This is a genomic window from Ruegeria sp. H4 (assembly GCF_056533065.1).
Genome location: NZ_JBQFOC010000001.1, coordinates 1,391,318 through 1,417,852, shown reverse-complemented (window position 1 = coordinate 1,417,852; position 26,535 = coordinate 1,391,318). Strand labels below are relative to the sequence as shown.

The following is a 26,535-nucleotide window of genomic DNA, read 5'->3' as shown; positions in this document are numbered from 1 at the left end:
GCATTTTTCAGACGCGCGGGCCAGGTCAAGTGTCCGCATGAACCGGACATACATGACAAAGTTTAACGAACTGAACCTGAACCCGAAGGTCCTCAAAGCCATTGAGGAAGCCGGATACGAAAGCCCCACTCCGATCCAGGAAGGCGCGATACCACCTGCGCTTGAAGGGCGCGATGTTCTCGGGATTGCTCAGACTGGTACGGGCAAGACCGCCAGCTTCACGCTGCCTATGATCACCCTTCTGGCCCGTGGCCGCGCCCGTGCGCGCATGCCGCGCTCGCTGGTTTTGTGCCCGACGCGTGAGTTGGCCGCGCAGGTGGCTGAAAATTTCGACACCTATGCCAAGAATGTAAAGCTGACCAAGGCGTTGCTGATTGGCGGTGTCAGCTTCAAGGAACAAGATGCGCTGATCGATCGGGGCGTTGACGTTCTGATTGCAACTCCGGGCCGTTTGCTGGACCATTTCGAACGCGGCAAGCTGCTGCTGACCGGCGTGCAGATCATGGTGGTGGATGAGGCCGACCGGATGCTGGATATGGGCTTTATCCCTGATATCGAACGCATCTTCTCGCTGACGCCATTCACGCGCCAGACGCTGTTCTTCTCGGCCACCATGGCCTCCGAGATTGAGCGGATCACCGACACGTTCCTGTCCGCCCCCGCCCGGATCGAGGTTGCCCGCCAGGCCACCGCGTCCGAGACCATCGAACAGGGTGTCGTCATGTTCAAAGGCGGTCGCCGGGATCGCGAGGCCAGCGGCAAACGCAAGGTTCTGCGCGCGCTGATCGACGCCGAAGGTGACAAGTGCACCAACGCGATCATCTTCTGCAACCGCAAGACGGACGTGGATATCTGCGCCAAGTCACTGAAGAAATACGGCTATAACGCCGCTGCGATCCATGGCGATCTGGATCAGTCACAGCGGATGAAAACGCTGGATGGCTTCCGTGATGGGTCTTTACGCCTGCTGGTGGCCTCTGATGTCGCCGCGCGGGGCTTGGATATTCCTTCGGTCAGCCATGTGTTCAATTTCGACGTGCCCGGTCATGCCGAGGATTACGTTCACCGCATTGGCCGTACAGGCCGAGCCGGACGCGAAGGCAAGGCCGTAACGATCTGCTCGGGTCGTGATGAGAAGGCTCTGGATGCGATTGAGAAGCTGATCCAGAAGGACATCCCGCGCATAGACAATCCGGTGAAGGAAGAGCCCAAGCCAGAGGCCTCAAAGCCAGAGAAAAAGACCAGATCTTCGGACGACAAAAAGCACGACCGCAAGACAGATGAGCGCAAGCAGGACAAGCCTGCCAAGGGGCGTGGTCGTCGGGACGACCATGGCCCAAAGGTTGTCGGCATGGGCGACCATCTGCCCAGCTTCATCGCGCTCAGCTTCGACGAGCGTCGCGCCAGCTAGATCGCCAGTACCAGCGCCAGTATTGAGATACCCAGCAAGCCCATCCCGGCGATTTCGCGCCGGCTGATTGTCTCACGGAAGAACAGGATCGAAGCCAAAAGGCTGAGGATTAGCTCTACCTGCCCTAGTGCTTTGACATAGGCCGCGTTCTGCAGCGTAAAGGCCAGAAACCAGCAGAACGACCCGCCAAGGCTGGTCAATCCAACGAAGACGCCGGTGGATCGTGTCTCCCAGACGGCCAGCAACTCGGCCCGATCCCGCCAGAGCAGCCACAGCCCCATGCTGAGAAACTGAAACGTGACCACCGCCGCCAGAGTGATCAGGGCGCGGAACCATGCGTCGATGTCACCAAGCTCCAGTGATGCACCGCGATAACTGACGGCCGAGAATGCGAACAGAACGCCTGAGCCAAGGCCAAGTTGCGACGCGCGGTTGGTCAAATGACGCCACCACGCTCCGTCCCCGCCCGGTGTTTTGGACAGCACCAGAACCGCCAACAACCCCAGCAGGATCGCACCAAGCGCCCCGGCAGAAACCTCATCCCCAAGCACCAGAAACCCGACGATTGCCGTTTGAATCACTTCGGTTTTCTTAAAGGTGATCCCAACTGCAAAATTGCGTTGTTTGAACAGGGCCACCACGCAGATGGTCGCCAAAATCTGCGCCGTCCCGCCAATGGCTACGAATAGCCAGAACTGTGCGGTCAGGGATGGTATCGCAGCCTGCGTCACCCACAGCGTGACGAGCAGCCCTAAAACCGCCAATGGCATCGAATAGGCAAACCGTGCAAAGGTTGCGCCGGCGGCGGATAGTTTCACGCTGCTGAGCGACTTCTGCAGCATGAACCGCACCGTCTGGAACGAAGCGGCGGCGATGGTAACGGGAATCCATAAACTCATGGCGTCCCTTCTGTCGTGAAATCAGGGCTTTGGCCAGAGCGGATGCGCCACCGGATCTTTCGCGCGCCAGAAGTATTCTTTGAAAATCTGCGCGTATGAGCGATAGACATAGGCTTCGTTGCAAGCCTGATATCGGTCTTTCCCTGCCTGATAGAGTGCAGGCAGACGGTACCATGGGGCCGAAGGGTTCATGTGATGAACAACGTGCAGGTTGTTGTTCAAAAACAGAAAGGCTAGCAGCCCGCGGTCTTCGACAATCACCGTCCGAGCGCGAGATTTCTCATGCGCACGGTGTTCCAGAAAGGTCCGGATTTTGACCAGACCCAGCCCGATGTAGGCTGATAGGACAAAGGCCCAGATCGGCATCGCCGATTGCGCGACCACCCACAAAACCACCGCTACGCCGGGGATATGCATCGCCCAAGCCAGAAGTATCGCGCGGTCCCCTCGGATCATCCCCTGCCATTCATCGCGCAGAAACATTACTTGTCCGATTGCCGGGCCCAGCACGATCCGGCCCAGAAGCGTATTGTTGGTCACAAACAGCCGCTTTTGCCACCACGACAATCGCGCCCAAACTTTAGGGTCCAAATAGTTCGTTTCGGGGTCGTCATAGGGGTCTGTCAGGTTGGCATCCTGATGATGCGCCAGATGCAGATCGCGGAAGCGGTTGAACGGGATGAACAAGGTCAGCGGCAGGGTCATCAGCGCCTCGTTCAGCCATTTGGCGCGAAACGGATGCCCATGCAATGCCTCATGCGTCAGTGAGGAATGCAAGGCAGCAACCAGACCCAAGGCCGGGATGGCCAGCCATAGGGACCAGGCGGCCAGCCAGAACAAACCCGCCAACCAGGTGGCGTAACAGGCTACAATCAGCGCAAATGTCCCCCATTCAGGCGTTTTAGGCAGCGTTGGTTCAGCCATTGCGGCCCCACGTAATCCCTGCCCAGACCCGTTCATACGCGACATACATCGTCACACCGATGGCCGTATTGACCAGTGCCAACGCGCCGCCAACAGCCGCTGACCCGGTGGCAATCAGACCGACCACAGTCATGACCGCCAACCCCATGACGTTCCAAATCAATGCCTTCACGACCGATCTTCGTCGCGTCTCCATTCCGGACCCCGTTTTTATTGTTCTCACAAAAGCGTTACCTACGGGGTGGCCTGTTGGGAATTCTGAATATGATTAACAAAATTCATCAAATGTGATATTTTCAAACACATGGATGAAAAACTCGACAAACGCGTGCGCGCTGCGCAGTTTCGCCTACGCTTGGCCCGCGCGATGGAAGACCGCCAAACCAGCCAAAGCGCCCTGGCCCGCAGCATTGGCGTGGACCGGTCTACCGTCTCGCAACTGCTGGCGGATGACGGCGCGCGCCTGCCCAATGCCCATGTGATTGGTGGCTGCGCAGCAGCACTGGGGGTTTCGGCCGATTGGCTTCTCAGCCTATCAGACCGACCCGAAAGCGCGGCGGAACTGTTGGCCGGGTCCCTCAGCATGACAGAGGCCCCGCGCGCATTGGTGGATGAGCGGATTTTCCAATGGCATCAAGAGGCTGCGGGCTACAAAATCCGCTATGTCCCGGCCACCCTGCCCGATATGCTCAAGACCCGCGCCGTGCTGGAATGGGAATACGCCCCGCATCTGGGCCGCACGGCGGATCAGGCAATTGGGGCCTCCGAGGATCGGCTAACATGGATGCGCAGTGCGCAATCGGACTATGAGATCGCAATGCCCTTATTCGAAATCCGCAGCTTTGCCCTTGGTGAAGGCTATTACGAAGGCCTACCGCTGGAAGTTCGGCTGGAGCAGATCGACCATCTTCTGGCCTTGTGCGAACAGCTCTACCCGCGTCTGCGGATCTATCTGTTTGATGCAAAACGCTTGTATTCTGCACCGGTGACGATCTTTGGCCCGCTGTTGTGCGTCTTCTATGCCGGCAGCCACTATATGGCGTTCCGCGACCGGGACCGGATCGAGGTGTTTACCCGCCATTTCGACACGCTGATCCGCGAAGCCGATATGACCGCCCGTCATTTCCCCCAGCATCTATGCGAATTGCGGGCCGAAGCTGAACAGACAACCGCTTAAGGGAATCCCCCAATCGTGCGATCCGACTGGCCGTGTAGTATAGTACCCGCGCGAACCCTCAGACATTCCACGGAGGATGACCGAAATGGACGCACTCAAAACAGCGCAATATGCACGTGCCTTGTACTCGGTTCATGGAGACCGGGCCGAGGCGGAAGCCGCTCAAAAGATGCGCGAATCTGAAGCTGCCGGAAACGCCCAGCAAGCCAAAGACTGGCAAGCCGTCCGCAGCACGATCCGCCAGATCAGAGGCCCGAATCAAGGCTGACCCAAGTCAGAGTTTCGGGTCGGGATTGACCGTATGTCCGTCCACGGCGATGACCTGACCCGAAACCAGCCGTGCCGCATCCGAGGCCAGAAATACCGCCATATCAGCAATATCCCGCGCTTCAACAAAACGACCCATCGAGGTGCCCGAAGCATAGCCCTCGTAGACCTGATCGCGCGTCATGCCCTTGGCGGCGGCCTCGCGCTGCAAGACCCCTTCCATGCGTGGACCTTCGACAGAACCGGGGCAGATCACGTTACAGCGTATACCGTGCGGGCCAAGCTCCATCGCCAGCGTCTTACCCAATCCAACCATGGCCCATTTCGCGGCAGCATAGGGCGAACGGTTCGGATAGCCATACTGTCCAGCCGTCGATGACGTGATCAAAACAGCCCCATGCGCTTGTTTCTTGAGCATCGGAACGGCGTATTTCGAACACAAAAACGCCCCTTCAAGATTGACCGAAAGACAATTTTTCCAATCACTTAAAGACACATCCTCAACCAAGGCCGTTGGCCCGGCAACACCTGCGTTAGCACAGAGGACATCCAGCCCGCCCCACGCCTTGGTAATCTGGTCGAACAAATCAGCCACCTGCGCCTCATCCGAGACATCGGTTTTGCATGTCTGCCAGTTCTCCGGGCAGCTATTCAGCGCCGCATCGTCGATATCGACAACCCAGACCCGCGCCCCTGCGGCATCAAACGCCTCGGCCATCGCGCGCCCGACGCCCGAGGCACCCGCCGTGATCAGAACCCGCTGCGTCATACGGGTTTCCGGATCGCGGCACCTGCCCCCTCGGGATAAGGCAGATCGGCTTGCGCCTGGGTAATCCGTGCCATCGCATCCTCGATCTGATCCGAAGGTGCTGAGGGGCGTCGTGTTTCAAGGTCGACATGCAACAGGAAACTCTCGCCCGTCGCCAAAAGCTTGTCGCCCTCATACATGCTGTGGAACACGTGCAGTTTCTTGCCTTGACCCAACAGCATCTGAGTACGCACTTCGATCCGGGCTCCGGCATGGGTTTCGTCCAGATACCGGATATGGTTCTCGGCGGTGAAGTAGCTTCCGCCCGAGGTGATGTACTCCATGTCACATCCGATGATTTCCATGAAGCGGTCCGTGGCGGCGGCAAACGCCTCCAGATACTTCGCCTCATTCATATGGCCGTTATAGTCGGTCCAGTCCAAAGGAACCGCGCGCGACAGGGTCAGGATCGGCTGGCTCAGGTCAGCCTGATCCAGTGTCGGCAAAGCACCGGGTTTCAGCGCCGCGTCGTGCTGGTTTAGAACGGCCCCCGCGCCGTAATTTTGCGCCTTAAGCGAGCGCATCATGCCGACAAGGTTGTTGTCGCGGATACGTTCCAGCTCGCGGATCGAATGCATTCCGGATTGCGCATCCGACTGATCTGCGATCAGATCGACCAGTTCATCTGTGAACTCGGGCACATCCATCAGTTTGGTCCAAGGCCATTTCAGCGCGGGCCCAAACTGCGCCATGAAGTGCCGCATGCCAGCTTCGCCACCTGCCACGCGATAGGTCTCGAATAGTCCCATTTGCGCCCAGCGAATGCCAAAGCCCATGCGGATGGCCTCGTCGATCTCTTCGGTTGTGGCGATACCATCCTTGACCAGCCACAGCGCCTCGCGCCAGACCGCCTCCAGGAAACGATCCGCGATATGCGCGTCGATCTCTTTTCTGACATGCAGCGGGAAGAATCCGACCGATGTCAGTACATCCTTGGCCTTGGAAACCATCTCGGGCGGGTTCTTGTCGGCGGGCACCAGTTCGATCAATGGCAGCAGATAGACCGGGTTGAACGGATGCGTCACCACGATCTGCTCGGGGCGCAAGGCGTCGTCCTGCAATTCCGAGGGTTTGAACCCGCTGGTCGACGAGCCGATGATCGCCTCAGGATCACAGGCCTCTTGTAGGCTTTTGTAAACCTTCAGCTTAAGGTCCAGCCGCTCTGGCACGCTCTCTTGAATCCAAGTGGCATCCCGAACAGCCTCCGCAATGTCCGCATGAAACGTCAGCGCGCCTTCAGGTGGCAGCGGCACATCGCTCAGCCCCGGCAACGAGCGCCGTGCATTGTCCAGAACCTCACCGATTTTACGCTCGGCCTCGGGGTCCGGGTCAAACACACGCACGTCCCAGCCATTCAGCAAGAACCGCGCGGCCCAGCCGCCGCCAATAACTCCGCCACCAATGATCGCTGCGGTTTTCATTGCCCTGTCCTCCAAATTTCCCGCCGGGTTCGCACCCCGAACCCGGCCGCGCCCGACCCTCCCCACGGGAGGGCGCATTCGCACCCTCCTAGGATCGGTCGCGGCCTGGTGTTGTACCTACTTCGTCACCGGTGCCCGTTTCACCAGCCCTAACTTCTCACGCACTTCTTCAGGTCCAATCACCCGTGCGCCCATATTTTCGATGATCGACCCGGCCCGTTCGACCAACTGCCAGTTCTCAGCCAACACACCCTTCTCGAGCCACAGATTATCTTCCAACCCGACACGCACATTTCCGCCCGCCAAAACCGAGGCCGCCACATACGCCATCTCGTTCCGACCCAGCGAGAAGGCGCTGAAGGTCCAGTCATCAGGGACGTTGTTCACCATCGCCATGAAGGTGTTCAGATCATCCGGCGCGCCCCAAGGCACGCCCATACACAGTTGCACCAGAGCATTCGGCTCCAGAACACCCTCTTTCACCAACTGCTTGGCAAACCAGAGATGGCCGGTATCAAAGGCTTCGATCTCGGGCTTCACACCCAGATCGGTCATCATCCGCCCCATTGCCCGCAGCGCGCCGGGCGTGTTGGTCATGACATAGTCTGCTTCGGCAAAATTCATGGTACCGCAGTCCAAAGTGCAAATCTCGGGCAAACATTCAGCCACATGCGCGACCCGTTCACTCGCACCCACCAGATCGGTTCCGGCCTCTGCCAAAGGCAGCGGAGTCTCAACAGCGCCAAACACCATATCACCACCCATACCCGCAGTCAGGTTCAGAACGGCATCAACCTCGGCATCCCGGATGCGGTCCGTCACCTCGCGATACAGCGCCAGATCGCGTGAAGGCGCACCGGTCTCGGGATCGCGCACATGGCAATGCACCACTGCGGCCCCCGCCTTGGCCGCCGCAATCGCGCTCTCGGCAATCTGCTTGGGCGAGCGCGGCACATGCGGGCTGCGATCCTGCGTTCCGCCCGAACCGGTTACAGCACAGGTGATAAAGACCTCGCGGTTCATTTCCAAAGGCATGGCGTTTTCCCCAGATTATACCCAGGTTCCCGTCGGGTTTTCCCCAGACTTCTCCCCAGTTATCGATTTGCGTTGCGCGCAAGTCTGACGCAGCTTTGGAAAAACACTTGCCAGAATGCGAATCGAACTTGATGAAATCCGCAAAAAACATCCTGGAACCAGAACATCGCGCCCTGAAAACGGCTGTGCTGGTGCTGGACGAATGCAACACGCTCAGCTTTGCCTCGGCTGTCGATCCGATGCGCGCGGCCAACCGGCTGGCCGACCGCCCGGCCTTTGACTGGGACTATGTGACCGCAACATCGGACCCTGCAATGCTGACCAGCGCCTTGACGGTCCCGGGAATCCCGCTGGCCCGGCTGCAAAGCTGCGACCTGATGATCGTTGTTGCCGGGTTTCAGCTGGCCCGCCACGCCACCCCCAGCCTGCTGGCCGGGCTGCGCCGTATCGCAAGCACCGGCGCGACAATGGCCGGGATTGATGGCGGGCCGTGGCTGCTGGCCGAGGCTGGCCTTCTGAACGGCCACGCCGCCACAACCCATTGGGAAGACCTCGACAACTTCGCCACCCGTTTCCCTGATATCGATGTTCGCCCGGATCGCTTCACCGTGTCCGGCAATCGCCTGACATCCGGCGGCGCCATCCCGGCAGTAGAAATGATGTTGCATATCATCGCCGCCCGCCATGGCGCAGGTTTCGCCGCGAGGGTCTCGGGCCTGTTCCTCTATGACGGCGCACCCGAACCAACCAAACCGCAAAGCCGCACCGGCGCCCCGCACCGCCATACCCCACTGACTTCAAAGGCAAACAACTTGATGCAAGCCTCGCTCGACGATCCGCTACCGCTTGCCTCAATCGCAGATCAGTTGGGCACCAGCCCACGCACATTGCAACAGCAATTCCGCCTGCGTCTGAACACCACGCCACAGGACCACTACCTACAACTCAGGCTGGCCGAGGCGCGCCGTCTGGTCATCGACACCGATATGCCGCTGATGGATGTGGCACTGGCCACCGGCTTCGCTTCACAATCCAGCTTTGCCCGCGCCTTCCGCACAGCCCACGGCCTGTCGGCCCGCGACCTCAGGCACGAGCGTGCGCCCCACACCCATCACTGACCGGATTCCCCTTTATCTGGCCAAAAAATATCCCGAGGGAGGCGCGCGAACGCGCGGCGGGGGCAGAGCCCCCTAGAACGGCATGGGATGCGCGCGGTGCGCCTGACCAATAGCGTTCAGAACTTCTGACGACAGCACCAAGTTGTCACCGGCCAGAATATGCTCCAACTGTGCCACCGTCGTCGCACCAAAGATTGACGACATCACAAAAGGCCGGGTCCGGCACCAGGCCAGTGCCATATGGGTCGGGTCCAATCCATGGCCCGACGCTATCTCAAGATAGGCCGCCACAGCATCATAAACACGGTCCGAGTCGCGCCCACCCAGTTCGGGCGAGATCGACTTGCGCGATCCTGCGGGCACTGCACCCCCCTGATATTTTCCAGTCAACAACCCGGTGGCCAGCGGCGAAAACGCCATCAGGCCCACATCTTCGTGCATGCTGAGCTCAGCCATATCCGTATCGAAGTGGCGGCACAGCAGCGAGTATTCATTCTGCACCGACGCCACACGGGGCGCGCCCATCTGCTCGGACAACCGCAACCACTGCGCCGTGCCCCAGGCGCTTTCATTCGACAGACCGAAAGCCCGGATGTTGCCCTTGTCAACCTGCGCCTGCAGCGCCTCAAGACAGCCCCGCATGTTCTCCAGCACCTCATCGGTGTTGTGGCCCGAGGGGGCGTAGTTCCAGTCCTGACGGAACATGTAACTGCCCCGATTGGGCCAGTGAAACTGATAGAGGTCGATATAGTCGGTCTGCAACCGCCGCAGCGATCCCTCGATTGCCTCGGGAATGGTCTGCGCCGAAATCGGCGCTCCGTCCCGGGCATGGGCAAAGCCAGCACCCGAATGCTTGGTGGCAAGCACATAGTCACCCCGTCGCGCGGCATTTGCGGCGTTCCAGTTCCCCAATATCTCTTCGGTTCGGCCCACCGTTTCCTTTGAGATCGGGTTGACCGGGTACATCTCGGCCGCGTCAACAAAGTTGATCCCCGCCCCCAGCGCCAGATCCATCTGCGCATGCGCCTCGGCTTCCGAGGTCTGGGTTCCAAAGGTCATCGTTCCCAGACACAGGTCAGACACCATGATGCCGCTGCGGCCCAAAGGCTTCATTTCCATCCGTCACTCTCCTGATTTCTAAACCAGCCGCGCGCTAAGCCTCGGCTTTCTTTTCCCAACGGCCCGATTCCTCGGACCAATATTGCGCCGAACAGCCCGCCTGCGTCAGGGTTTTCCACTGGCCGCGCGCATGTTGCACGGCCTGATCGTCATTGCCATCAAACAGGATACAGACCCGCTCCAGCGCGGCAACCTCATCCGGGGCCACTTCGGCCCCGTCCACCGACATCACACATGTCGCCTCGTTGCTCGTCTGCATGTCCGAGGTCAGCAGGATCGGCTGCATCGCATCATGCGGACCACCCGAGCGGCCATGGGGCAAGAACCCCTCCTCGGGGCCCAGCCACAGCTTTTCGTCCAGCCAATCCAGCCGGGCAGGATCAGTGCCCCGCACCGCAATCCGCCACCCGGCCTGCCGCGCCTTATCCAGCAGCACTGGTAAAGTCTGCTCAAGCGGCCTTTGGGTCAGGTGGTAGAAATAGACGGCGCCCATGGTCTACTCGAAATTGTCCTGCACAAAGCGGCTGAGCGCACGGACACCCCAGCCGGTGGCCCCTTTCGGAGCGTAGGAGGTCTCGGACGCGACCGAGGCCACCCCGGCGATGTCCAGATGAATCCACGGCGTGTCATCCTTGACGAACCGCTGCAGGAACTGCGCCGCCGTGATCGAGCCCGCAGGCCGCCCGCCCACATTCTTCATATCCGCGATGCGCGATTTCAGCAGCTTGTCATAGGCATCGCCCAACGGCATCCGCCATGCGCCTTCATCTTCGGCCTTGGCCGATTTCAGGAAGGCGTCACAGAAGGTGTCGTTGTTCGAGAACACACCGGCATTCTCATGCCCCAGCCCGATGATGATCGCACCCGTCAAAGTGGCCAAATCGATCATGCCAACAGGCGCGAACCGTTCCTGCGCGTACCACATGACGTCACATAGAACCAAACGCCCCTCGGCGTCGGTGTTGATGATCTCGACCGTGTCGCCCTTCATCGATTTGACCACATCACCCGGTCGCGTGGCATTGCCCGAGGGCATGTTTTCAACCAGACCTACAAGCCCCACAACATTGGCCTTGGCTTTGCGTTTGGCCAGCGCGCGCATGGTGCCCGCGACAACGCCCGCACCGCCCATATCCATGGTCATGTCTTCCATACCGCCAGCGGGTTTAAGCGAGATACCCCCGGTATCGAACACAACGCCCTTTCCGACCAGAGCCAGAGGCGCATCGTCCTTGTCGCCTCCGTTCCACTGCATCACCACCACTTTGGACGGGCTGTCCGAACCCTGCCCCACGCAAAGCAAAGTACGCATGCCCAGCTCAGCTAGTTTGTCTTCGTCTAGCACTTCGACCTCAAGGCCCAGAGACTTCATCTCGTCCAGACGGGCGGCAAATTCGCTGGTTGTCAGGACATTTGCAGGCTCATTGGTCAAATCACGGGTCATCCGCACCCCATCCGCAACCGCATACATCGGTGCGAACTGGGCCTCGGCCTCTTCAGGCTTGTTGCAAGAGATTGTGACCGAGCCCGCGGCGTCGCTATCCTTAGTTTTATGCGCATCAAAATCATAGCTGCGCAGGGCGATCCCCATCGCCAGATGCTCGGCCCGTGCCTGATTGCCCGCCATCACCAGCATATCGCGCCCGCCCGCCAGTTTGGCCAACGCAGCACCGGCCTTGCGCGCCTCATCTGCCTCGGGGCGGCGAGGCAGGACCAGAACATCCAGAGCCTCGGCAGCCATTCCAACCGGCCAGGCCAGCGAGATGACATCGCCGGTTTTTGCCTTGCCAAACGCATCGCTTTCAACCAATCGGGCAACGGCCCCTTTGGTCAGGCGATTGGCCCGTCGGGCTGCCGGGCTCATCTTGCGGTCAGCTGGAACCACGATCGTAACGCGCCCTTCGGCCTGCGCCATGGCTTCCACGTCGAAGGCTTGAAAACGGATTGGGACTAGACTGCTCATTGCGCGCTCCTGAAACTGTGTTCCCCAAGACCTAGCCCGCGCCGCCCGGCTTGACCAGATAGCAGTTTTCCCTGACCGCCAATTGCATTAAGGTCCCCCAAAAATATCCGGCAGGCTCGGGGGAGACGACAGTGGCACGACAGCGCAGGCATAGACCGTCGCGCATGGGTTTATGCAAGGGCAATATTGACCTGAGCGCCAACGCTGCAAACCCTGCGGGGTCGCGCTTGTGATTTTGGATCGCTATTTCGCTCGCCGCTTCATGCAGAGTTTTCTGGTCATTGGGGGCATCTTTCTGACCCTGATGATTCTGATCGACTTGATCGAACAAGTGCGCCGGTTCGACGAGGTTGATCTGTCTTTTGGCCGCTTGTTGCAGCTGACCTTGCTGAACACACCTGCCGCGATCAGCGAAATGCTGCCCTTGCTGGTGATCCTGGCAACCATAGCGCTGTTTGTCGGGTTGGCGCGCACCTCGGAACTGGTGGTAACCCGCGCGACTGGCCGATCCGGCATACGCGCGCTGGTAGCGCCGGTCTTGCTGGCGCTTGTGATCGGGGCCCTAGCCGTGACGCTTCTGAACCCGATCGCAGCAGCTACCTCTGAAGAGTACAACCGCCTTTCTGATTCCTATCGAAACAATGGCAGCTCAGCGCTGTCGATCAGCGGCGAGGGTCTTTGGCTGCGCCAAAGCACCGAGACGGGCCAGGCCGTGATACACGCGCGCGGCACAGCAAATGGCGATGAGTTGAAATTGAGCGATGTGACCATCGTTTCATTCAACCCGGACGGAAAACCAACACAACAGATTGCCGCTGAACAGGCCCGATTGATCGATGGCAGCTGGGTCCTAAGCAATGCTAAAGTCTGGAACCTTGAAGACGGCCAGAACCCCGAGACACACTCGGTTGAGCATGCTCAGCTTGACCTTCCGACGACGCTGACCCGCCAACGTATTCTGGATACGCTGGGGCAGCAGGATTCTGTGTCGGTCTACGATTTGCCCCAATTGATAGCGGACCTGCGCGAGGCCGGCTTCTCGACCAAACAATATGAGGTCTGGCTACAAGTCCAACTGGCCCGCCCGTTCTTTTTGGTTTCGATGGTTCTGATCGGCGCAGCCTTTACCATGCGCCATGTACGCTTCGGCGGCACCGGCGTTGCGGTTCTGACCGCGGTATTGTTGGGGTTTGCCATTTATTTCGTGCGCAACTTTGCGCAAATACTCGGGGAAAACGGACAATTGCCCATCTACGTCGCCGCCTGGGCACCGCCCGTTGCTGCCATCTTTCTGTCGCTCGGCTTGTTGCTACATGCGGAGGACGGCTGATGCCGCGCATTCTGTCTGCGCTGATGGCGAGCGCCCTGGCTGTCACGGCCCCTGCTGCGCTGCTGGCTCAAACTGCGCCAGCACCTGCGACCAATCAGGCCACCCAACAGGATGAGCCCGCCCTGTTGGTCGCGGATAAGATATTCATCACGCCCGAACGCGTGCTGGTCGCCGAAGGCAATGTCGAGGCGTTTCAGGGCGATGCCAAGGTCAGCGCGCAGCGCATCACCTTTGACCGCGAAACCGGAAAACTGTCGCTTGAGGGACCCATTCGGATCGATCAGGGCGGGCGGACAACCTTGCTGGCAGATTCAGCCGAGCTGGATGATGGCTTGCAAAACGGGTTGCTGATCGGTGCGCGTATGGTATTCGATCAGCAGGTTCAGGTCGCCTCGGTTCAGGCGCGGCGCGCCTCGGGGCGCTACACACAGTTCAGCAAGGTCGCGGCCACCTCCTGCCATGTTTGTGCAAATGGCAAACCTCCGCTTTGGCAAATCCGGGCGCGCAAAGTGACCCATGATCAGCTAGAGCGGCAGCTTTACTTTGAAGGCGCGCAGCTGCGCGTGCTGGACTACCCGGTCTTCTATTTTCCATATCTGCGCCTGCCCGACCCGACGCTTGAACGCGCGACCGGGTTTCTGGCACCATCCTTCCGCAGAACCTCACAGCTGGGTCTGGGTCTGCAAGTGCCATACTTCATCAAGCTGGGCGACAACAAGGACCTGACGCTGACACCGTTTGTCTCGGCCAGCACCCGAACGCTGGGCTATCGCTATCGGCAAGCCTTCGTGAACGGACGCATCCAGTTCGAAGGTGCCTATACCCGCGATGATGTGCAGCGCGATCAGGATCGTGGCTATCTGTTTGCCAACGGCTTCTTCAATCTCAGGAATGACTTCCGGCTGACATTCGACCTCAAGACCACCTCGGACGATGCCTATCTGGCGGATTACGGCCTGCCCGATCTCGACCGGCTGCGCAGTGAGATCGCGCTGACCCGGATCAAGCGCGACACCGCCTTCAGGACCAGCCTGATCCACTATAAAACACTACGCGACAGTGAGGAACAGGATGAGATCCCCTCGCGCGTGTTTGACCTGAACTACGAGAAGCGGTTCTTCCCAAACACGGTCGGCGGCGAAATGCGGCTTGGCTTTGTGGCTCATGCCCATGAACGCACCAGTGACGAGAATGTTGTCGGGCGCGATATCGCGCGCGCGACGTTTGATGCGGAATGGCTGCGCAGCTGGACCTTTGCATCGGGGCTGCGCGCGGATGCCCAGATCGGCGCTGCAATTGATACGTTTAACATCCGTAATGACGACGCATTTCCCAGCAACGTCACGCGCACCACGCCCCGCGCGGCGCTGACCCTGCGCTATCCCATGACACGGCGCGAGCAAACCGGTGCGACCCAGTTTCTGGAACCAATCGTGCAATTCGGCTGGACCGATGTTTCGGACACGGATGTTCCGAACGATGAAAGCACCTTTCAGGAATTCGATCAGGGCAATCTGTTGTCCCTGTCCCGCTTTCCGGCCGAAGATCAGCGCGAAGACGGGGCAACAGCGGTGGTTGGCGTCAATTGGGCGCGTTACAAATCGAACGGATGGCAGGCCTTGGCCACAATCGGTCAGGTCTTTCGCGCCGATGCTGACCCGAATTTCAACCTGACCTCGGGCCTGCAGGGTACCAAATCCGATCTGCTGGTGGCTGGCCAGATTAAAACCGCCAATGGCTGGTCGCTGGCCGGGCGCGGCTTGATCGAAAGCGATTTCAGTTTTACACGCGCCGAGCTGCGCGGCGCCTGGACAGGCGAGTTCAGCGCAATATCAGGCAGCTATGTCTGGCAAGAGCCTGATCCGGCTGAAAATCTGGATGAAGAAGTGTCCGAGATCTGGTTGCGCGGGCGGCACCAAATCGATCAGAACTGGCTGACGCGTGCTTCGGCCCGCTACGATCTTGCCAATTCCGAACCCATCCGCCTGGGGCTGGGTGTGACTTATCAGAACGAATGCGTTCAGTTTAACATGTCCGTAAACAGACGCTTTACCTCAACAACGACTATTGAGCCTTCGACCGAATTCGGGTTTACCGTTACGCTGACAGGATATGCCGTTGAAGGCGGCGGAAAGACGTACAAGAGAAAATGCAGTTGATTTCAGGTTTCTTCAGGTTTCTCCGGGGCGGATGCGCCCGTTCGATCTCATCGGCGTTGGCTGCCGTTGTTTTGGCAGTCTCTGTCCCGCAGGCCAGTGCGCAAAGCCTGTTTTCCCCTGCGATCCGCGTCAATCAGGATATCATCACCTGGTTTGAGCTTGAGCAACGGCTGGAGTTCCTGAACGCGCTGGGTGTGCCGGGTGGAACCGAGGCAGAAGTGCGTCAGGCCCTAATCGACGACCGCCTGCGCCAGCAAGCCATGCGCGAGGCTGGCGTTCAGGCCGCGCCTGAAGATGTCCAGGTGGGTATTGACCAGCTCGCCGCTCGCGGCCAGTTCAGCACTGAACAGTTCCTGCAACTGCTCAGCGAAGCGGGTATCGAGCCTGAAACCGTTCGTGATTTTGTTGCGGATCAATTGTCATGGCGCGACTATATCAGCGCACGCTTCCTGTCGCAGGCCCGCCCCAGCGAAGACGAGATCAACCGGGCCCTGGGTCAATCCGGCGGTGGTGGTCTGCAGGTTCTGCTCTCCGAGATCATTATCCCGGTGAATCAGCAAACCGTTGCGCAGGCGGAGCGGCTGGCAGAAGAAATCTCGCGCCTCGAAGGGTATGACGCCTTCTCGGCAGCGGCAGCGCAATATTCAGCCGCTGACACCCGCAACAATGGCGGTCGTCTGGACTGGTTGAACATCAGTAACCTACCGCCCGCGCTGCAACCCGTGCTTCTGGGCCTCAAAAACGGTGAGATAACGGAACCACTGACCTTGCCGAACGCCATTGCGCTGTTCCAGATGCGCGGCGTGCGCGAAGTCGCAGCTGGCGCCCCCAGCTATTCGAAGATCGATTATGCAATCTACTACTTGCCTGGTGGTCGCAGTGCGGACGCGCTGGCGCAGGCCGCGCGCCTGAGCGAAGAGATTGACACCTGCGATGATCTTTATGGCATTGCCAAAGGACAACCCGCCGACGTGTTGGAGCGGACCGAAGCCGCCCCCTCCGATATCCCGCGCGATATCGCCGTTGAACTGGCCAAGCTAGACCGGAACGAAGTATCGACTACCCTGACCCGCAACAACGGTCAAACGCTGGTGTTTCTGATGCTGTGCAACCGCACCCGCGATCTGGGTGAAGATACCTCGCGCGTCGACGTGGCCAACGCCCTGACACAGCAGCGCTTGCAAGCCTTCTCAGAAAGCCTTCTGGAACAGCTACGCGCCGACGCCACTATCGTCGAGCAATGATTGCGCCCATCGCGCTCAGCTGTGGCGACCCGGCTGGAATAGGTCCGGAGATCGCCGCCAAAGCCTGGGCAGAGCTGCGCGATGACTGCCCGTTTTTCCTGATTGGCGATGCCACCCATCTGCCCCCAGGTACGCCCTTAGCCCGGATCACCGATCCGGCTGACGCGCTGGACGCAAGCGCCCAAACATTGCCCGTTCTGCACGTGGATTTCCCGGTCTCCAACATCCCGGGCCAACCGGAACCGGCCAATGCGCCCTCGGTCATTGACGCAATCGAGCGCGGCGTTTCTTTGGCTCAATCGGGCGCGGCCTCGGCCCTCTGTACGGCGCCTATCAACAAAAAAGCGCTGATCGACGGGGCCGATTTCGCCTACCCCGGCCATACCGAGTTTCTCGCCGCTCTGGCCGGGCGCCAACATGTGGTGATGATGCTGGCCAGCGCGCAGCTGCGCGTCGTGCCGGCCACGATCCACATCCCGCTCGCGCGTGTGCCACAGGAACTGACACCAGATTTGCTGACCCAAACCATCGCGCTGACCGCGCAAGGCCTGCAACAGCAGTTCGGCATCACACATCCCCGGATCGCCGTCGCGGGGCTGAACCCGCACGCAGGCGAAGGCGGCAAGATGGGCACAGAGGAGCTGGACTGGATCGCCCCGCTGCTGAAAGGCTTAGACAGCCCCGATTACACCGTCACCGGCCCGCACCCGGCGGATACGCTGTTCCACGCCGCCGCCCGCGCCCGTTATGACGCCGCTATCGCCATGTATCACGATCAGGCCCTGATCCCGATCAAAACACTGGATTTCGACCGGGGCGTGAATGTCACGCTGGGCCTGCCTTTCATCCGCACCTCGCCCGATCATGGCACCGCACTGGATATCGCCGGGCAAGGCATCGCCAATCCCACCAGCCTGATTGAGGCCCTGAAACTCGCCCAACGCATGGCACAAAGCTCTTGATCCTTCACCTAGCTAAAAATATCCCCGCCGGAGGCAAAAAACGTCTGGCGCTGTCCCATCAATCCGCGCGACTGTAACCGGATCATGAGCGCTATCGACACCCTGCCTCCGCTGCGCGAGGTCATCGCCACCCACCAGCTTTCAGCCCGCAAATCGCTGGGCCAGAACTTCTTGCTCGACCTCAACCTGACCGCCAAGATTGCGCGTCAGGCCGGGGATCTGACCCAATGCGATGTGCTGGAAATCGGCCCCGGCCCCGGCGGCCTGACCCGGGGGTTGCTTTCTGAGGGCGCGCGCAAGGTGGTTGCGGTGGAAAAAGACACGCGCTGTATCGCAGCGCTGAACGACATCGCCGCCGCCTATCCCGGCCAGCTTGAGGTGATCAACGGCGACGCGCTGGAAATCGACCCGCTCGAACACCTGACCCCTCCGATCCGCATCGCCGCCAACCTGCCCTATAATGTAGGCACCGAGCTTCTGGTTCGCTGGCTTACGCCACCCCAATGGCCACCCTTCTGGCAAAGCCTGACCCTGATGTTCCAACGCGAAGTGGCCGAACGCATCGTCGCCCAACCGGGCAATAAAGCCTATGGCCGCCTCGCCATCCTGGCTCAATGGCGGGCCGAGGCTCGCATTGCCATGTCCCTGCCCCCTGGCGCGTTCACGCCACCACCCAAGGTCTCCAGCGCCGTGGTCCACCTGAGTGCCCTGCCCGAACCGCGCTACCCCGCAGACGCCGCAACCCTATCCCGCGTTGTCGCAGCAGCGTTCAACCAACGCCGCAAAATGCTGCGCGCTTCTCTGAAAGGTGTGGCCCTGGATATCGAAGACCGCCTGATCGCCGCCGGGATCAAACCCACCGAACGCGCAGAACAAGTGCCGTTGGAGGCGTTTTGTGCCTTGGCCCGGGAAATCTGTAAAGGCTGACAATGAGAACCTGACTTGTAAGGTCACGCGAACTCGAAAACCGGTCTTTTCATTCGTCGGGGAATGGACATACACCGACACGCATATTTCCGCTGAGCAAGATAAAGCAGCCATTTACGTCGCTGTGACAAAGGCTGACGTTTCAAGGGACTTAGTCGCTCTTTGAGCGCACCAAGGTGCGTTCTGCCCGAGCGAAACTAATAGTTTTCAAACGTTTCCTCATAGGGCACCCCAACGGCCCGTATTTTATCAACCAACCAAGACAGGCTGACGCCGGAGAATGACCTGAGTTGGATGGGATCCCGCGCGTGGAAATGCACCCAATACTGACGCACATCCATGTCTTCTTGTTTTTGAATGGTCTTGAGTTCTATCCGCTCGATCTCCGTTAACGGCGCGGCGAAACCATCCTCTTTGCCATGTGCGTGATCAGGGACCTGCCAAAGCAGATCGCGGTCAGTAAGTCGAAAATGCCACTCGCCCGTCGTTGACCGCGCGCGCAGCGCGAAGACCAATTCCTTCAACAACCTGTAAATCCCCGTGCCTATCATCATAGCGCCGAAAAAGGACCAAACGGTCAACGCTTCGATTGCGTCAATATCGAGTGACAGGATCTTGTCTTCAGACAGCAGCCGTATCCCAAACCAGATTAGACCCACTGCAAACAACGGAGCTATGATGAGCCGTGTTCGGTTTCTACCCCGAACGGATTGACGCACATCGAAATATGGCTCGCCTTCGGCAATTTCAGTCACTCTACCCCCCGGGATGGTTTATGCTAGCGGCACAGGCGCCATCCTGCGGAAGTTCGCACAAACTCTCAATACGCGATGGCCCTGCTGTCACAGATTTCCCGACGTCCAAACGCGCTGCGGCTTGCGTTGAATTCGACCCGACCGCTCCCGCAGCAGAGAGTATAGTCACAATGATAACATCCAACAAAAAGCCCTGCGTTTATCGGCAGGGCTTCTTCGGATTTTGTCTCTATCTCACTCCGCCGCTTCGGGCGTGTCGCCGCCGTTTGCCGCTGGCTCATCATTGGTTTCAGCCGTAGGCTTCGGCTTACGCTGACGCGGGCGACGCGGGGCTTTTTCCTTGCGCTCTTTCGGCTCAGGGGCTTCGGCATCACTACCTTGATTTTCAGGTGTTTCCACCAGACCCGATTCCGGAGAAGCTGCGGGCGCGTCAAAACCCATGACATCGGGCTGAGGTGCCTCGGCAGGGTCCGCCTGACGGGCCGCTTCGCGTTCCTGGCGTTCGGCGCGTTCGCGATCTCGCTCGGCCTGACGTTCGCGATTCTGGCGTTCCTGCTCTTCGCGGCGGGCTTCGATTTCACGCTGCGCTTCGCTCAACATGCGCAGATAATGCTCCGCGTGTTGTTGAAAGTTCTCGGCCGCAACACGGTCGTTGGACAGTTGCGCATCGCGCGCAAGCTGGTTGTATTTATCAATGATCTGCTGCGGGGTACCGCGCACTTTGCCTTCGGGGCCCGAGCTGTCAAAAACACGGTTAACGACGTTACCGCCGGAAGGACGATTGCGGTTGTTCTTTGCCCGCGAGCGGGATTTGGAAGATCTCATCTTACTTTTCGTCAGCCTTATACATACGCTGTCGATCAACCCCGTTTTTGCACTGCTCTTAGGCGTTTGCCGCGACGGAATCTCGACTTTTTGGGCTTGGCGTCAGGGGTGCGCTGCAACAGCGTCAACCTCGCCGACTAATCTTGAGTAAACATGTCCAGCACCGGCAGACAAGAGGATTCTCAGAATTTTCGCAGGTTTTTTACATAAACCGGCGTTTTTCGGCCTCAGTTTCTGGTTTTCATCCTGGCAAACGGGCCCCGACCACGCGGTCACGGCCGTCCAGATCGGGGATAATGCGGATGTCAGACAGGCCTGACGCATCAAACAATGCTGAAACCTGTTGGGCCTGTGTCGGACCAATCTCAACCAGAATGCGCCCGCCTGGCAGCAGAAAGTCTGGCGCATCCGCGGCGATGTGGCGATAGGCGTTCAGCCCGTCACCTTCATCGGTCAGCGCCATCCGGGGCTCATGCTCGCGCACTTCGGGCGACAGCCCAGTCATCTCGGACAGTGAGATGTAAGGGGGGTTGGATAGGATCAGATCGAACTTGCCCTGAATGGTCGAGAACCAGTTGGATTGAACCACCTCAATACGATCCTGCACCTTGTGCTGCACGGCGTTGGCGCTGGTTTGCAGGCAGGCAGCCTCGCTCAAATCAACCCCAACGCCTGTGGCACTGGCGCGTTCGGCCAAAAGCGTAATCAGAATGCAGCCAGAGCCGACACCAAGATCCAGAACATGATCAAAGGGCTCGCTGAGCGCGGCTTCGATCAGCGCCTCGGTTTCGGGGCGCGGATCCAGCACTTCATTGCTGACGCGGAAGCGGCGTCCATAGAACTCACGCTCGCCCAGCAGATGGGAAACCGGCACGCGGATCGCGCGGAGTGAGATCAGTTGATCATAGCGTTCGGCAATATCGGGGGCTAATTCCTCGGGCGCAATCAGAGTCACGCGGCTGGCTTCGATCCGGGCGGCATGCGCCAGCAAGACACGGGCATCGCGGGCCGGATCTTCCACACCCGCCGCCCGCAGGCGTGCCGTTGCGGTCACCATGACCTGCGCTGCCGTTTGCGCGCCGGTCATTGCGCCATCTCGGCCAGCAGCCGGGCCTGATCGTCCGCCGTCAGCGCGTCGATCACCTCATCCAGGTCGCCCTGCATCACCTGATCCAGCTTATAAAGCGTCAGATTGATGCGGTGGTCGGTCATGCGCCCCTGCGGGAAGTTATAGGTTCTGATCCGCTCAGACCTGTCCCCCGACCCCACCTGACTGGCCCGATCGGCCGAGCGTTCGCTGTCGATGCGCTGGCGTTCCAGATCGTACAGGCGTGTCTTCAGCACCTGCATCGCGATTTCACGGTTGCGGTGCTGGGATTTCTCTGAGCTGGTCACAACCAAACCGGTCGGCAAATGGGTGATCCGCACTGCCGAGTCGGTCGTGTTGACGTGCTGCCCGCCCGCGCCCGAAGATCGCATCGTGTCGATGCGGATATCATTGGCGTCGATCTGGATGTCCACATCCTCAGCCTCGGGCAAAACAGCAACCGTGGCGGCAGAGGTATGAATACGCCCGCCACTTTCGGTTTCGGGCACGCGCTGAACGCGGTGCACGCCGGATTCGTATTTCATCCGCGCAAAGACGTTGTCGCCCTTGATATGGGCCACCACCTCTTTGATCCCGCCGAGGTCCGAGGCCTGTTCCTCGATGATCTCAAACCGCCACCCCCGTGCCTCGGCATAGCGTTGATACATCCGCAGAAGGTCTCCGGCGAACAGCGCGGCTTCATCCCCCCCTGTTCCGGGACGGATTTCCAGCATAGCCGGACGCGCATCTGCGGCATCCTTTGGCAACAGCGCCAGTTGCAGTGCATGTTCTGCCTCGGGGATGCGGGCCTTCAGCTCGGGGATTTCCTCTTCGGCCAGCTCTTTCATATCCGGGTCGGCCAGCATCGCCTCGGCTTCGGCCAAATCCGCCACCAGCTGCCGCCATCCCATGATCTGATCGACCACCGGCTTGAGGTCGGAATACTCTTTAGCCAAAGCCGCAATATCCCCGCCCGAGGCACCATCGGCCATGGCCGCTTCGAGGTATTGGAATCGCTGGGTTATCTGCTCAAGGCGTTCTTCGGGGATCATCCGGGCGGTGTCTATCATCCGGGGGCTTTGGTCAAGGGCCAGCCTTGTGCTAAGCTGCCCTGCATGAAGGGGTTGATTATCGTTTTATCGCTGTTCGCTGCACCCGCAATGGCCGACTATGTCGGTCCCGACGGCAAGGTTCGCGATTGCTACTGCACCGACAAAGCCGGTTCACGCGTGGAGCTGGGCGAGATGATTTGCCTGCAAGTCGATGGTCGCATGTTCATGGCGCAGTGCCAGATGTCGTTGAATGTGCCGATGTGGCGCGAGGTGCAGGAGGGGTGTTTGTCCTCGGGTTTGGACTGGCCCGATCTGGATCATACCCTCAAGAGTTCCGAGTCATAACTGCCGCCTACATCTGCCCCAACCACGCATCAACGCGGGCCTTGTTCACCCCGAAATCCTTACGGCCAAAGCGTAACCGGCCATGGATTCGCAGCGTGTCTCCGTCCTGCTGGACTGTAGTGTAATCGGGAAAGCCAAACACCTTAGTGCGGGTGATGTAGGTGATCATCCCTTCGCTCACTGAACCGGCTAGAACGCGGGTACGCGGCGTTGCACCAGCGATACTGTGAAGCCGCGCCAGCCCATCAGGACCGGTCTCGACGATCCGAACTACACCACCCGGCAGATCTCTCTCCGCGCCTTCAGGGGCCACGTGCCAGCGCGCAGGGTCTGAAGGCGCAAGACGGATATAGGCGCCCATTGCGACACCCATCGCAATCAATAACCAAAACACCATCTTCATCTGTCCGCTCAATCCATTTGCGTCCAGCCTATCGACATCGCGCGTCGGCCACACCCCTACCGTGACGTCACGCCCGGCAGGATGCAAAGCAACTCAAACAAAAGGTTTGCTGCCGTGAGTGCCGTATTACCGGAGGGGTCATAGGGCGGTGAGACCTCGACCAGATCACAGCCCACCACATTGATCCCCTGCAAGGCGTGGATCAGTTGCAGCGCCTGTGGTGTGGTCAGACCGCCGATCTCGGGCGTGCCTGTTCCGGGGGCATAAGCCGGGTCAAGGCTGTCGATGTCATAGGTGATATAGACCGGGTGATCCTCAACCGTCTTGCGGATTTGCGAGCCGATCTGTGTCAAGTTCTGTTGCCACAACTCCCATGCGGGAAACTGACGGAACCCCCAGTCCTTGGCCTCGGTAAAATCGGTGGCGGCATAGCCCGAGCCGCGAATACCGATCTGAAAGGTCTTGTCAGGGACAATCAGCCCCTCTTCGTAAGCACGGCGAAAAACGGTGCCGTGGGTTTCGCGTTCGCCAAACATCTCATCGTTTACATCCGCATGGGCATCCACATGCACCAGCGCCACCGGCCCGTGTTTCGCGGCAATCGCCCTTAGGATCGGCAGGGTGATAGAATGATCGCCACCCATAGCGACAGGGGTCACGCCCTGAGCCAGTATTCCGTTATAACTGTCTTTGATGATCTTCAGGCTTTCAGACAGCGAGAATGTGTTGATCGCCAGATCGCCGATATCCGCAATCTGCATGCTGTCAAACGGGGCGGCCGTTGTGGCCATGTTATAGGGTCGGATCATCGCGCTTTCGCTACGGATTTGCTTGGGCCCGAACCGCGTGCCCGACCGCCACGAGGTCCCGATATCCATCGGTATCCCCAACACCGCCACATCCAGCCCCGACAGCGAGGTCGCCTGCGGCAGCCGCATGAACGTGTTCGGCCCGGAAAACCGCGCCAGATCGTTGCCGCTAATGGGTTGATTGTATTCAGTCATGCGCGTTTGGGTCCCATCCCGTCCATTCACTTGCTTAAGCACATACCGGAAGTATGGCTAATCATCGGTTAACGCGCGCCGTTGCACGTTTACTTTTTGTCAGCCATAAGCCTGTTCCACCCCAGCAGGCAAATAATCTGCGTCGCCACGTGGGCCCCGGCAATCGCCGTTGCCCCAGACGTGTCGTAGGGCGGAGAGACCTCGACCACATCCCCGCCCTTGATGTTGATCCCGGCGATATCACGCAAAATGATCTGCGCTTGAATCGACGTTATCCCACCCCAAACCGGCGTCCCAGTCCCAGGTGCAAAGGCCGGGTCCAGTCCGTCGATATCGAAGCTCAGATAGACGGGACGGTCGCCGAGAATGGATTTGATCTTCTGCGCCACGGCGGCGGGGCCGGACTCGTAAACCTCGCGCGCATCGATGATGTTGACGCCCAGAGTATCCTCGTTGCTGGTACGGATACCCACCTGAACCGAACGTTTCGGGTCCACGATCCCCGATTTCACCGCCTTGTAAAACATGGTCCCATGATCGACGCGGGACATATCATCGTCGGCCCATGTATCCGTATGCGCATCGAATTGCAGCAGGGATATGGGCCCGTATTTCTCGGCATAGGCTTTCAGGATGGGAAAACTGATATAGTGATCCCCGCCCAGCGTGACCGAGGCCACATCGGCGGCCAGGATCGTCCGGATATGGTCCGTCAGCGTGTCTGGAAAGGCCGGGATATTGGCGTAGTCATAGGCCATATCGCCATAGTCGACGATTGCCAGTTCGCTGAGCGCATCGAACGGCCAACCGTATGGTGCGTCGGGGGATTGCAAGGCACTCGCCTCGCGGATCGCGCGGGGGCCCAGCCTTGTGCCAGGGCGGTTCGTCACTGCTTGGTCAAAGGGCACGCCGGTGACAGCGATATCCACACCATTCAGATCCTTGGTATATAGCCGTCGCAGGAAAGAAGTCGCGCCACCAAAGGTGTTCTCATAGGACAAGCCCTTGAGGTCGGGGTTGGTAAAGGCCTCATCGACCTGATGTTTTGCGTCTTCCAGTGCCATGTCTTGTCCCCTCAGCCCAGCGGCTGCGCCTTTTCCACGATCCGGGCAAAGAACGAGGCCCCGACCGGCGCGATATCGTCGTTGAAGTTGTATTTCGGGTGATGCAACCCGGCGCCCTCACCCTGACCCAGAAACAGATACGCCCCCGGACGCGCCTGCAGCATGTATGAGAAATCCTCGGCCCCCATATCGCGGCCCATATTGTCGACAACGCGGTCCTCACCTGAGACCTCGCGCGCCACATCTGCGGCAAAGGCCGTTTTCTCGGCGTCATTGATCGTCGCCGGATAGCCGATTTGATAGTCCAACTTTGCCTCAACGCCATATGAGGCCGCCTGCCCTGCCACGATCTGCTCCATCCGCTCCATCACCATCTTCTGCACCGACGGGTCAAACGTGCGAACGGTGCCGTTCAGGTAAGCCGTGTCCGGGATCACATTGTTCACCGTTCCGGCGTGAATTTGCGTGACGGAGATCACCAGATCCTGCACCGCATAGTGGTTCCGGCTGACAATTGTCTGGATGGCCTGCGCAATCCCGCAGGCCGCCATTACCGGATCTTTGGTCTGGTGCGGCAACGCTCCGTGCCCGCCCTGCCCTTGCACGTGGATCTCGAACGTGTCCACAGCAGCCATCAGAGGCCCGGCTGTCGTGTAGAAGGCCCCCTCGGGATTTCCCGGATCATTGTGAATGCCATAGACCTGAGAGATGTCGAACCGGTCCATGATGCCTTCCTGCACCATCACATCCGCGCCACCGCCTTCTTCTTCGGCCGGTTGGAAGATCAACGCCACACGGCCCGCAAAATTCCGCGTCTCAGCCAGATAGCGCGCAGCGCCCAGCAGCATCGTGGTGTGCCCGTCATGGCCGCAAGCATGCATCTTACCGGGGTTCTTCGAGGCATATTCAACGCCCGTCTCCTCGGGGATCGGCAGCGCGTCCATATCCGCGCGCAACCCAATGGTTGGCCCGTCCCCCTGCCCGTTGATGATCGCCACCATCCCCGTCTTGGCAATGCCTTCGTGCAGCTCATCCACGCCGAACTCCCGCAGGCGCTCGGCAACAAAAGCGGCTGTCTCGTAGCATTCGAACTCCAGTTCAGGGATCGTGTGCAAGTGCTGGCGCCACTTGGCCATATCGGCGGCAAAATCGGCAATGCGGTTGACGACGGGCATCTGGGGTGGACTCCTGATCGGGACTGCGGAATGGATGCATCTGACACCGGAACGAAAGGGT

Annotated in this window: 27 protein-coding genes; 10 read left to right on the top strand and 17 right to left on the bottom strand. The window is 59.6% G+C overall.

Going from position 1 to position 26,535, the window contains the following annotated elements; genetic code table 11:
* The first annotated feature begins 52 nt into the window (after positions 1-52).
* On the top strand, positions 53-1,411 hold the full coding sequence (locus ACR0KG_RS07235) for a DEAD/DEAH box helicase (protein ID WP_480826863.1): 1,359 nt from the start codon (positions 53-55) through the stop codon (positions 1,409-1,411).
* On the opposite strand, the gene ACR0KG_RS07230 is transcribed toward ACR0KG_RS07235, so the two are convergent.
* The 3 genes from ACR0KG_RS07230 to ACR0KG_RS07220 are packed head-to-tail and all read right to left on the bottom strand — an operon-like array spanning position 1,408 to position 3,430.
* Positions 1,408-2,310 carry an EamA family transporter gene (locus tag ACR0KG_RS07230; protein ID WP_480542673.1) on the bottom strand — a complete coding sequence of 301 codons (903 nt, stop codon included), beginning with the start codon at positions 2,308-2,310 and terminating at the stop codon, positions 1,408-1,410. The two genes, ACR0KG_RS07235 and ACR0KG_RS07230, sit on opposite strands and share 4 nt — an antisense overlap.
* 21 nt (positions 2,311-2,331) lie before the next feature.
* Entirely contained in the window at positions 2,332-3,234 is a 903-nt protein-coding gene (locus ACR0KG_RS07225) for a fatty acid desaturase (protein WP_480826861.1), read from the bottom strand.
* The gene (locus ACR0KG_RS07220) at positions 3,227-3,430 is read right to left on the bottom strand and encodes a DUF2061 domain-containing protein (RefSeq protein WP_480826860.1); all 204 of its coding nucleotides are present in this window, start codon (positions 3,428-3,430) and stop codon (positions 3,227-3,229) included. Before ACR0KG_RS07220 ends, ACR0KG_RS07225 begins: the two co-directional genes overlap by 8 nt.
* Positions 3,431-3,538: 108 nt before the next feature.
* Here ACR0KG_RS07220 and ACR0KG_RS07215 point away from each other — a divergent pair, with 108 nt between their 5' ends.
* The gene (locus tag ACR0KG_RS07215) at positions 3,539-4,411 is read left to right on the top strand and encodes a helix-turn-helix domain-containing protein (RefSeq protein ID WP_480546999.1); all 873 of its coding nucleotides are present in this window, start codon (positions 3,539-3,541) and stop codon (positions 4,409-4,411) included.
* Positions 4,412-4,496: 85 nt separating this feature from the next.
* Positions 4,497-4,679 carry a hypothetical protein gene (locus ACR0KG_RS07210; protein ID WP_353006831.1) on the top strand — a complete coding sequence of 61 codons (183 nt, stop codon included), beginning with the start codon at positions 4,497-4,499 and terminating at the stop codon, positions 4,677-4,679.
* Positions 4,680-4,685: 6 nt separating this feature from the next.
* On the opposite strand, the gene ACR0KG_RS07205 is transcribed toward ACR0KG_RS07210, so the two are convergent.
* The 3 genes from ACR0KG_RS07205 to bcoG all read right to left on the bottom strand — a co-directional run bounded on the left by ACR0KG_RS07205 (position 4,686) and on the right by bcoG (position 7,942).
* A complete protein-coding gene (locus tag ACR0KG_RS07205) occupies positions 4,686-5,447 on the bottom strand; it encodes an SDR family oxidoreductase (RefSeq protein WP_480546997.1) in 762 nt (253 codons plus the stop codon).
* Entirely contained in the window at positions 5,444-6,907 is a 1,464-nt protein-coding gene (locus ACR0KG_RS07200) for a carnitine 3-dehydrogenase (protein ID WP_480826859.1), read from the bottom strand. The genes ACR0KG_RS07205 and ACR0KG_RS07200 overlap by 4 nt, the downstream gene beginning before the upstream one ends.
* Before the next feature lie 117 nt (positions 6,908-7,024).
* Positions 7,025-7,942 (bottom strand): 3-dehydrocarnitine:acetyl-CoA trimethylamine transferase BcoG, encoded by a 918-nt coding sequence (bcoG, locus tag ACR0KG_RS07195; protein ID WP_480826858.1) that lies wholly within the window; start codon positions 7,940-7,942, stop codon positions 7,025-7,027.
* Positions 7,943-8,073: 131 nt separating this feature from the next.
* Here bcoG and ACR0KG_RS07190 point away from each other — a divergent pair, with 131 nt between their 5' ends.
* A complete protein-coding gene (locus ACR0KG_RS07190; protein ID WP_480826857.1) occupies positions 8,074-9,060 on the top strand; it encodes a GlxA family transcriptional regulator in 987 nt (328 codons plus the stop codon).
* A gap of 72 nt (positions 9,061-9,132) precedes the next feature.
* Here the strand turns inward: ACR0KG_RS07190 and ACR0KG_RS07185 are convergent, their stop codons facing one another.
* Genes ACR0KG_RS07185 through ACR0KG_RS07175 form a run of 3 tightly spaced genes read right to left on the bottom strand, consistent with a single transcriptional unit; the run spans position 9,133 to position 12,142 of the window.
* Complete coding sequence (locus ACR0KG_RS07185; protein ID WP_480826856.1) at positions 9,133-10,179, bottom strand: aldo/keto reductase; 1,047 nt, start codon at positions 10,177-10,179, stop codon at positions 9,133-9,135.
* A 34-nt stretch (positions 10,180-10,213) separates the two neighbouring features.
* Positions 10,214-10,672, bottom strand: coding sequence for a DNA polymerase III subunit chi (locus ACR0KG_RS07180; RefSeq protein WP_480546990.1), 459 nt, complete (start codon positions 10,670-10,672; stop codon positions 10,214-10,216).
* Positions 10,673-10,675: 3 nt separating this feature from the next.
* Positions 10,676-12,142, bottom strand: coding sequence for a leucyl aminopeptidase (locus ACR0KG_RS07175; protein ID WP_480826855.1), 1,467 nt, complete (start codon positions 12,140-12,142; stop codon positions 10,676-10,678).
* 229 nt (positions 12,143-12,371) lie between these two features.
* On the opposite strand from ACR0KG_RS07175, the gene lptG reads away from it, so the two are divergent.
* The 5 genes from lptG to rsmA all read left to right on the top strand — a co-directional run bounded on the left by lptG (position 12,372) and on the right by rsmA (position 18,764).
* On the top strand, positions 12,372-13,472 hold the full coding sequence (lptG, locus tag ACR0KG_RS07170) for an LPS export ABC transporter permease LptG (RefSeq protein ID WP_480546986.1): 1,101 nt from the start codon (positions 12,372-12,374) through the stop codon (positions 13,470-13,472).
* A complete protein-coding gene (locus ACR0KG_RS07165) occupies positions 13,472-15,631 on the top strand; it encodes an LPS-assembly protein LptD (protein WP_480546984.1) in 2,160 nt (719 codons plus the stop codon). Before lptG ends, ACR0KG_RS07165 begins: the two co-directional genes overlap by 1 nt.
* On the top strand, positions 15,622-16,875 hold the full coding sequence (locus tag ACR0KG_RS07160) for a peptidylprolyl isomerase (RefSeq protein ID WP_480546983.1): 1,254 nt from the start codon (positions 15,622-15,624) through the stop codon (positions 16,873-16,875). The genes ACR0KG_RS07165 and ACR0KG_RS07160 overlap by 10 nt, the downstream gene beginning before the upstream one ends.
* Positions 16,872-17,837, top strand: coding sequence for a 4-hydroxythreonine-4-phosphate dehydrogenase PdxA (gene pdxA / locus ACR0KG_RS07155; RefSeq protein ID WP_480546981.1), 966 nt, complete (start codon positions 16,872-16,874; stop codon positions 17,835-17,837). The genes ACR0KG_RS07160 and pdxA overlap by 4 nt, the downstream gene beginning before the upstream one ends.
* A gap of 84 nt (positions 17,838-17,921) precedes the next feature.
* Positions 17,922-18,764, top strand: coding sequence for a 16S rRNA (adenine(1518)-N(6)/adenine(1519)-N(6))-dimethyltransferase RsmA (gene rsmA, locus ACR0KG_RS07150; RefSeq protein ID WP_480546979.1), 843 nt, complete (start codon positions 17,922-17,924; stop codon positions 18,762-18,764).
* Between the two features lie 197 nt (positions 18,765-18,961).
* On the opposite strand, the gene ACR0KG_RS07145 is transcribed toward rsmA, so the two are convergent.
* From ACR0KG_RS07145 to prfA, 4 genes are all read right to left on the bottom strand, one after another.
* Positions 18,962-19,519: a hypothetical protein gene (locus ACR0KG_RS07145; RefSeq protein WP_480826854.1), complete on the bottom strand. Its 558-nt coding sequence runs from the start codon at positions 19,517-19,519 to the stop codon at positions 18,962-18,964.
* Between the two features lie 234 nt (positions 19,520-19,753).
* Positions 19,754-20,344: a DUF4167 domain-containing protein gene (locus ACR0KG_RS07140; RefSeq protein WP_480826853.1), complete on the bottom strand. Its 591-nt coding sequence runs from the start codon at positions 20,342-20,344 to the stop codon at positions 19,754-19,756.
* Between the two features lie 241 nt (positions 20,345-20,585).
* The gene (gene prmC / locus ACR0KG_RS07135; RefSeq protein ID WP_480826852.1) at positions 20,586-21,431 is read right to left on the bottom strand and encodes a peptide chain release factor N(5)-glutamine methyltransferase; all 846 of its coding nucleotides are present in this window, start codon (positions 21,429-21,431) and stop codon (positions 20,586-20,588) included.
* Positions 21,428-22,483: a peptide chain release factor 1 gene (prfA, locus tag ACR0KG_RS07130; protein ID WP_480827337.1), complete on the bottom strand. Its 1,056-nt coding sequence runs from the start codon at positions 22,481-22,483 to the stop codon at positions 21,428-21,430. The genes prmC and prfA overlap by 4 nt, the downstream gene beginning before the upstream one ends.
* Before the next feature lie 63 nt (positions 22,484-22,546).
* On the opposite strand from prfA, the gene ACR0KG_RS07125 reads away from it, so the two are divergent.
* The gene (locus tag ACR0KG_RS07125; protein ID WP_480542639.1) at positions 22,547-22,828 is read left to right on the top strand and encodes a hypothetical protein; all 282 of its coding nucleotides are present in this window, start codon (positions 22,547-22,549) and stop codon (positions 22,826-22,828) included.
* Between the two features lie 7 nt (positions 22,829-22,835).
* Here the strand turns inward: ACR0KG_RS07125 and ACR0KG_RS07120 are convergent, their stop codons facing one another.
* From ACR0KG_RS07120 to ACR0KG_RS07105, 4 genes are all read right to left on the bottom strand, one after another.
* A complete protein-coding gene (locus ACR0KG_RS07120; protein WP_480542637.1) occupies positions 22,836-23,231 on the bottom strand; it encodes a DUF1499 domain-containing protein in 396 nt (131 codons plus the stop codon).
* 56 nt (positions 23,232-23,287) lie between these two features.
* Positions 23,288-24,235: an agmatinase gene (gene speB, locus ACR0KG_RS07115; protein ID WP_480826851.1), complete on the bottom strand. Its 948-nt coding sequence runs from the start codon at positions 24,233-24,235 to the stop codon at positions 23,288-23,290.
* An 89-nt stretch (positions 24,236-24,324) separates the two neighbouring features.
* Positions 24,325-25,299: an agmatinase gene (gene speB / locus ACR0KG_RS07110; protein WP_480826850.1), complete on the bottom strand. Its 975-nt coding sequence runs from the start codon at positions 25,297-25,299 to the stop codon at positions 24,325-24,327.
* Positions 25,300-25,310: 11 nt separating this feature from the next.
* The gene (locus ACR0KG_RS07105) at positions 25,311-26,474 is read right to left on the bottom strand and encodes a M20 aminoacylase family protein (protein ID WP_480826849.1); all 1,164 of its coding nucleotides are present in this window, start codon (positions 26,472-26,474) and stop codon (positions 25,311-25,313) included.
* Positions 26,475-26,535: the final 61 nt, after the last annotated feature.

What these genes read in the sequence shown, in the direction of transcription:
- ACR0KG_RS07125 (WP_480542639.1), top strand. Translation starts at nt 22,547, where the DNA reads ATGAAGGGGTTGATTATCGTTTTATCGCTGTTCGCTGCACCCGCAATG.
- bcoG (WP_480826858.1), bottom strand. Translation starts at nt 7,942, where the DNA reads ATGCCTTTGGAAATGAACCGCGAGGTCTTTATCACCTGTGCTGTAACC.
- ACR0KG_RS07205 (WP_480546997.1), bottom strand. Translation starts at nt 5,447, where the DNA reads ATGACGCAGCGGGTTCTGATCACGGCGGGTGCCTCGGGCGTCGGGCGC.
- ACR0KG_RS07165 (WP_480546984.1), top strand. Translation starts at nt 13,472, where the DNA reads ATGCCGCGCATTCTGTCTGCGCTGATGGCGAGCGCCCTGGCTGTCACG.
- ACR0KG_RS07190 (WP_480826857.1), top strand. Translation starts at nt 8,074, where the DNA reads ATGAAATCCGCAAAAAACATCCTGGAACCAGAACATCGCGCCCTGAAA.
- ACR0KG_RS07210 (WP_353006831.1), top strand. Translation starts at nt 4,497, where the DNA reads ATGGACGCACTCAAAACAGCGCAATATGCACGTGCCTTGTACTCGGTT.
- ACR0KG_RS07235 (WP_480826863.1), top strand. Translation starts at nt 53, where the DNA reads ATGACAAAGTTTAACGAACTGAACCTGAACCCGAAGGTCCTCAAAGCC.
- ACR0KG_RS07230 (WP_480542673.1), bottom strand. Translation starts at nt 2,310, where the DNA reads ATGAGTTTATGGATTCCCGTTACCATCGCCGCCGCTTCGTTCCAGACG.
- prfA (WP_480827337.1), bottom strand. Translation starts at nt 22,483, where the DNA reads ATGATCCCCGAAGAACGCCTTGAGCAGATAACCCAGCGATTCCAATAC.
- ACR0KG_RS07105 (WP_480826849.1), bottom strand. Translation starts at nt 26,474, where the DNA reads ATGCCCGTCGTCAACCGCATTGCCGATTTTGCCGCCGATATGGCCAAG.
- rsmA (WP_480546979.1), top strand. Translation starts at nt 17,922, where the DNA reads ATGAGCGCTATCGACACCCTGCCTCCGCTGCGCGAGGTCATCGCCACC.
- ACR0KG_RS07225 (WP_480826861.1), bottom strand. Translation starts at nt 3,234, where the DNA reads ATGGCTGAACCAACGCTGCCTAAAACGCCTGAATGGGGGACATTTGCG.
- speB (WP_480826851.1), bottom strand. Translation starts at nt 24,235, where the DNA reads ATGACTGAATACAATCAACCCATTAGCGGCAACGATCTGGCGCGGTTT.
- pdxA (WP_480546981.1), top strand. Translation starts at nt 16,872, where the DNA reads ATGATTGCGCCCATCGCGCTCAGCTGTGGCGACCCGGCTGGAATAGGT.
- ACR0KG_RS07160 (WP_480546983.1), top strand. Translation starts at nt 15,622, where the DNA reads ATGCAGTTGATTTCAGGTTTCTTCAGGTTTCTCCGGGGCGGATGCGCC.
- speB (WP_480826850.1), bottom strand. Translation starts at nt 25,299, where the DNA reads ATGGCACTGGAAGACGCAAAACATCAGGTCGATGAGGCCTTTACCAAC.
- ACR0KG_RS07200 (WP_480826859.1), bottom strand. Translation starts at nt 6,907, where the DNA reads ATGAAAACCGCAGCGATCATTGGTGGCGGAGTTATTGGCGGCGGCTGG.
- prmC (WP_480826852.1), bottom strand. Translation starts at nt 21,431, where the DNA reads ATGACCGGCGCGCAAACGGCAGCGCAGGTCATGGTGACCGCAACGGCA.
- ACR0KG_RS07215 (WP_480546999.1), top strand. Translation starts at nt 3,539, where the DNA reads ATGGATGAAAAACTCGACAAACGCGTGCGCGCTGCGCAGTTTCGCCTA.
- ACR0KG_RS07185 (WP_480826856.1), bottom strand. Translation starts at nt 10,179, where the DNA reads ATGGAAATGAAGCCTTTGGGCCGCAGCGGCATCATGGTGTCTGACCTG.
- ACR0KG_RS07180 (WP_480546990.1), bottom strand. Translation starts at nt 10,672, where the DNA reads ATGGGCGCCGTCTATTTCTACCACCTGACCCAAAGGCCGCTTGAGCAG.
- ACR0KG_RS07220 (WP_480826860.1), bottom strand. Translation starts at nt 3,430, where the DNA reads ATGGAGACGCGACGAAGATCGGTCGTGAAGGCATTGATTTGGAACGTC.
- ACR0KG_RS07175 (WP_480826855.1), bottom strand. Translation starts at nt 12,142, where the DNA reads ATGAGCAGTCTAGTCCCAATCCGTTTTCAAGCCTTCGACGTGGAAGCC.
- ACR0KG_RS07120 (WP_480542637.1), bottom strand. Translation starts at nt 23,231, where the DNA reads ATGAAGATGGTGTTTTGGTTATTGATTGCGATGGGTGTCGCAATGGGC.
- ACR0KG_RS07140 (WP_480826853.1), bottom strand. Translation starts at nt 20,344, where the DNA reads ATGAGATCTTCCAAATCCCGCTCGCGGGCAAAGAACAACCGCAATCGT.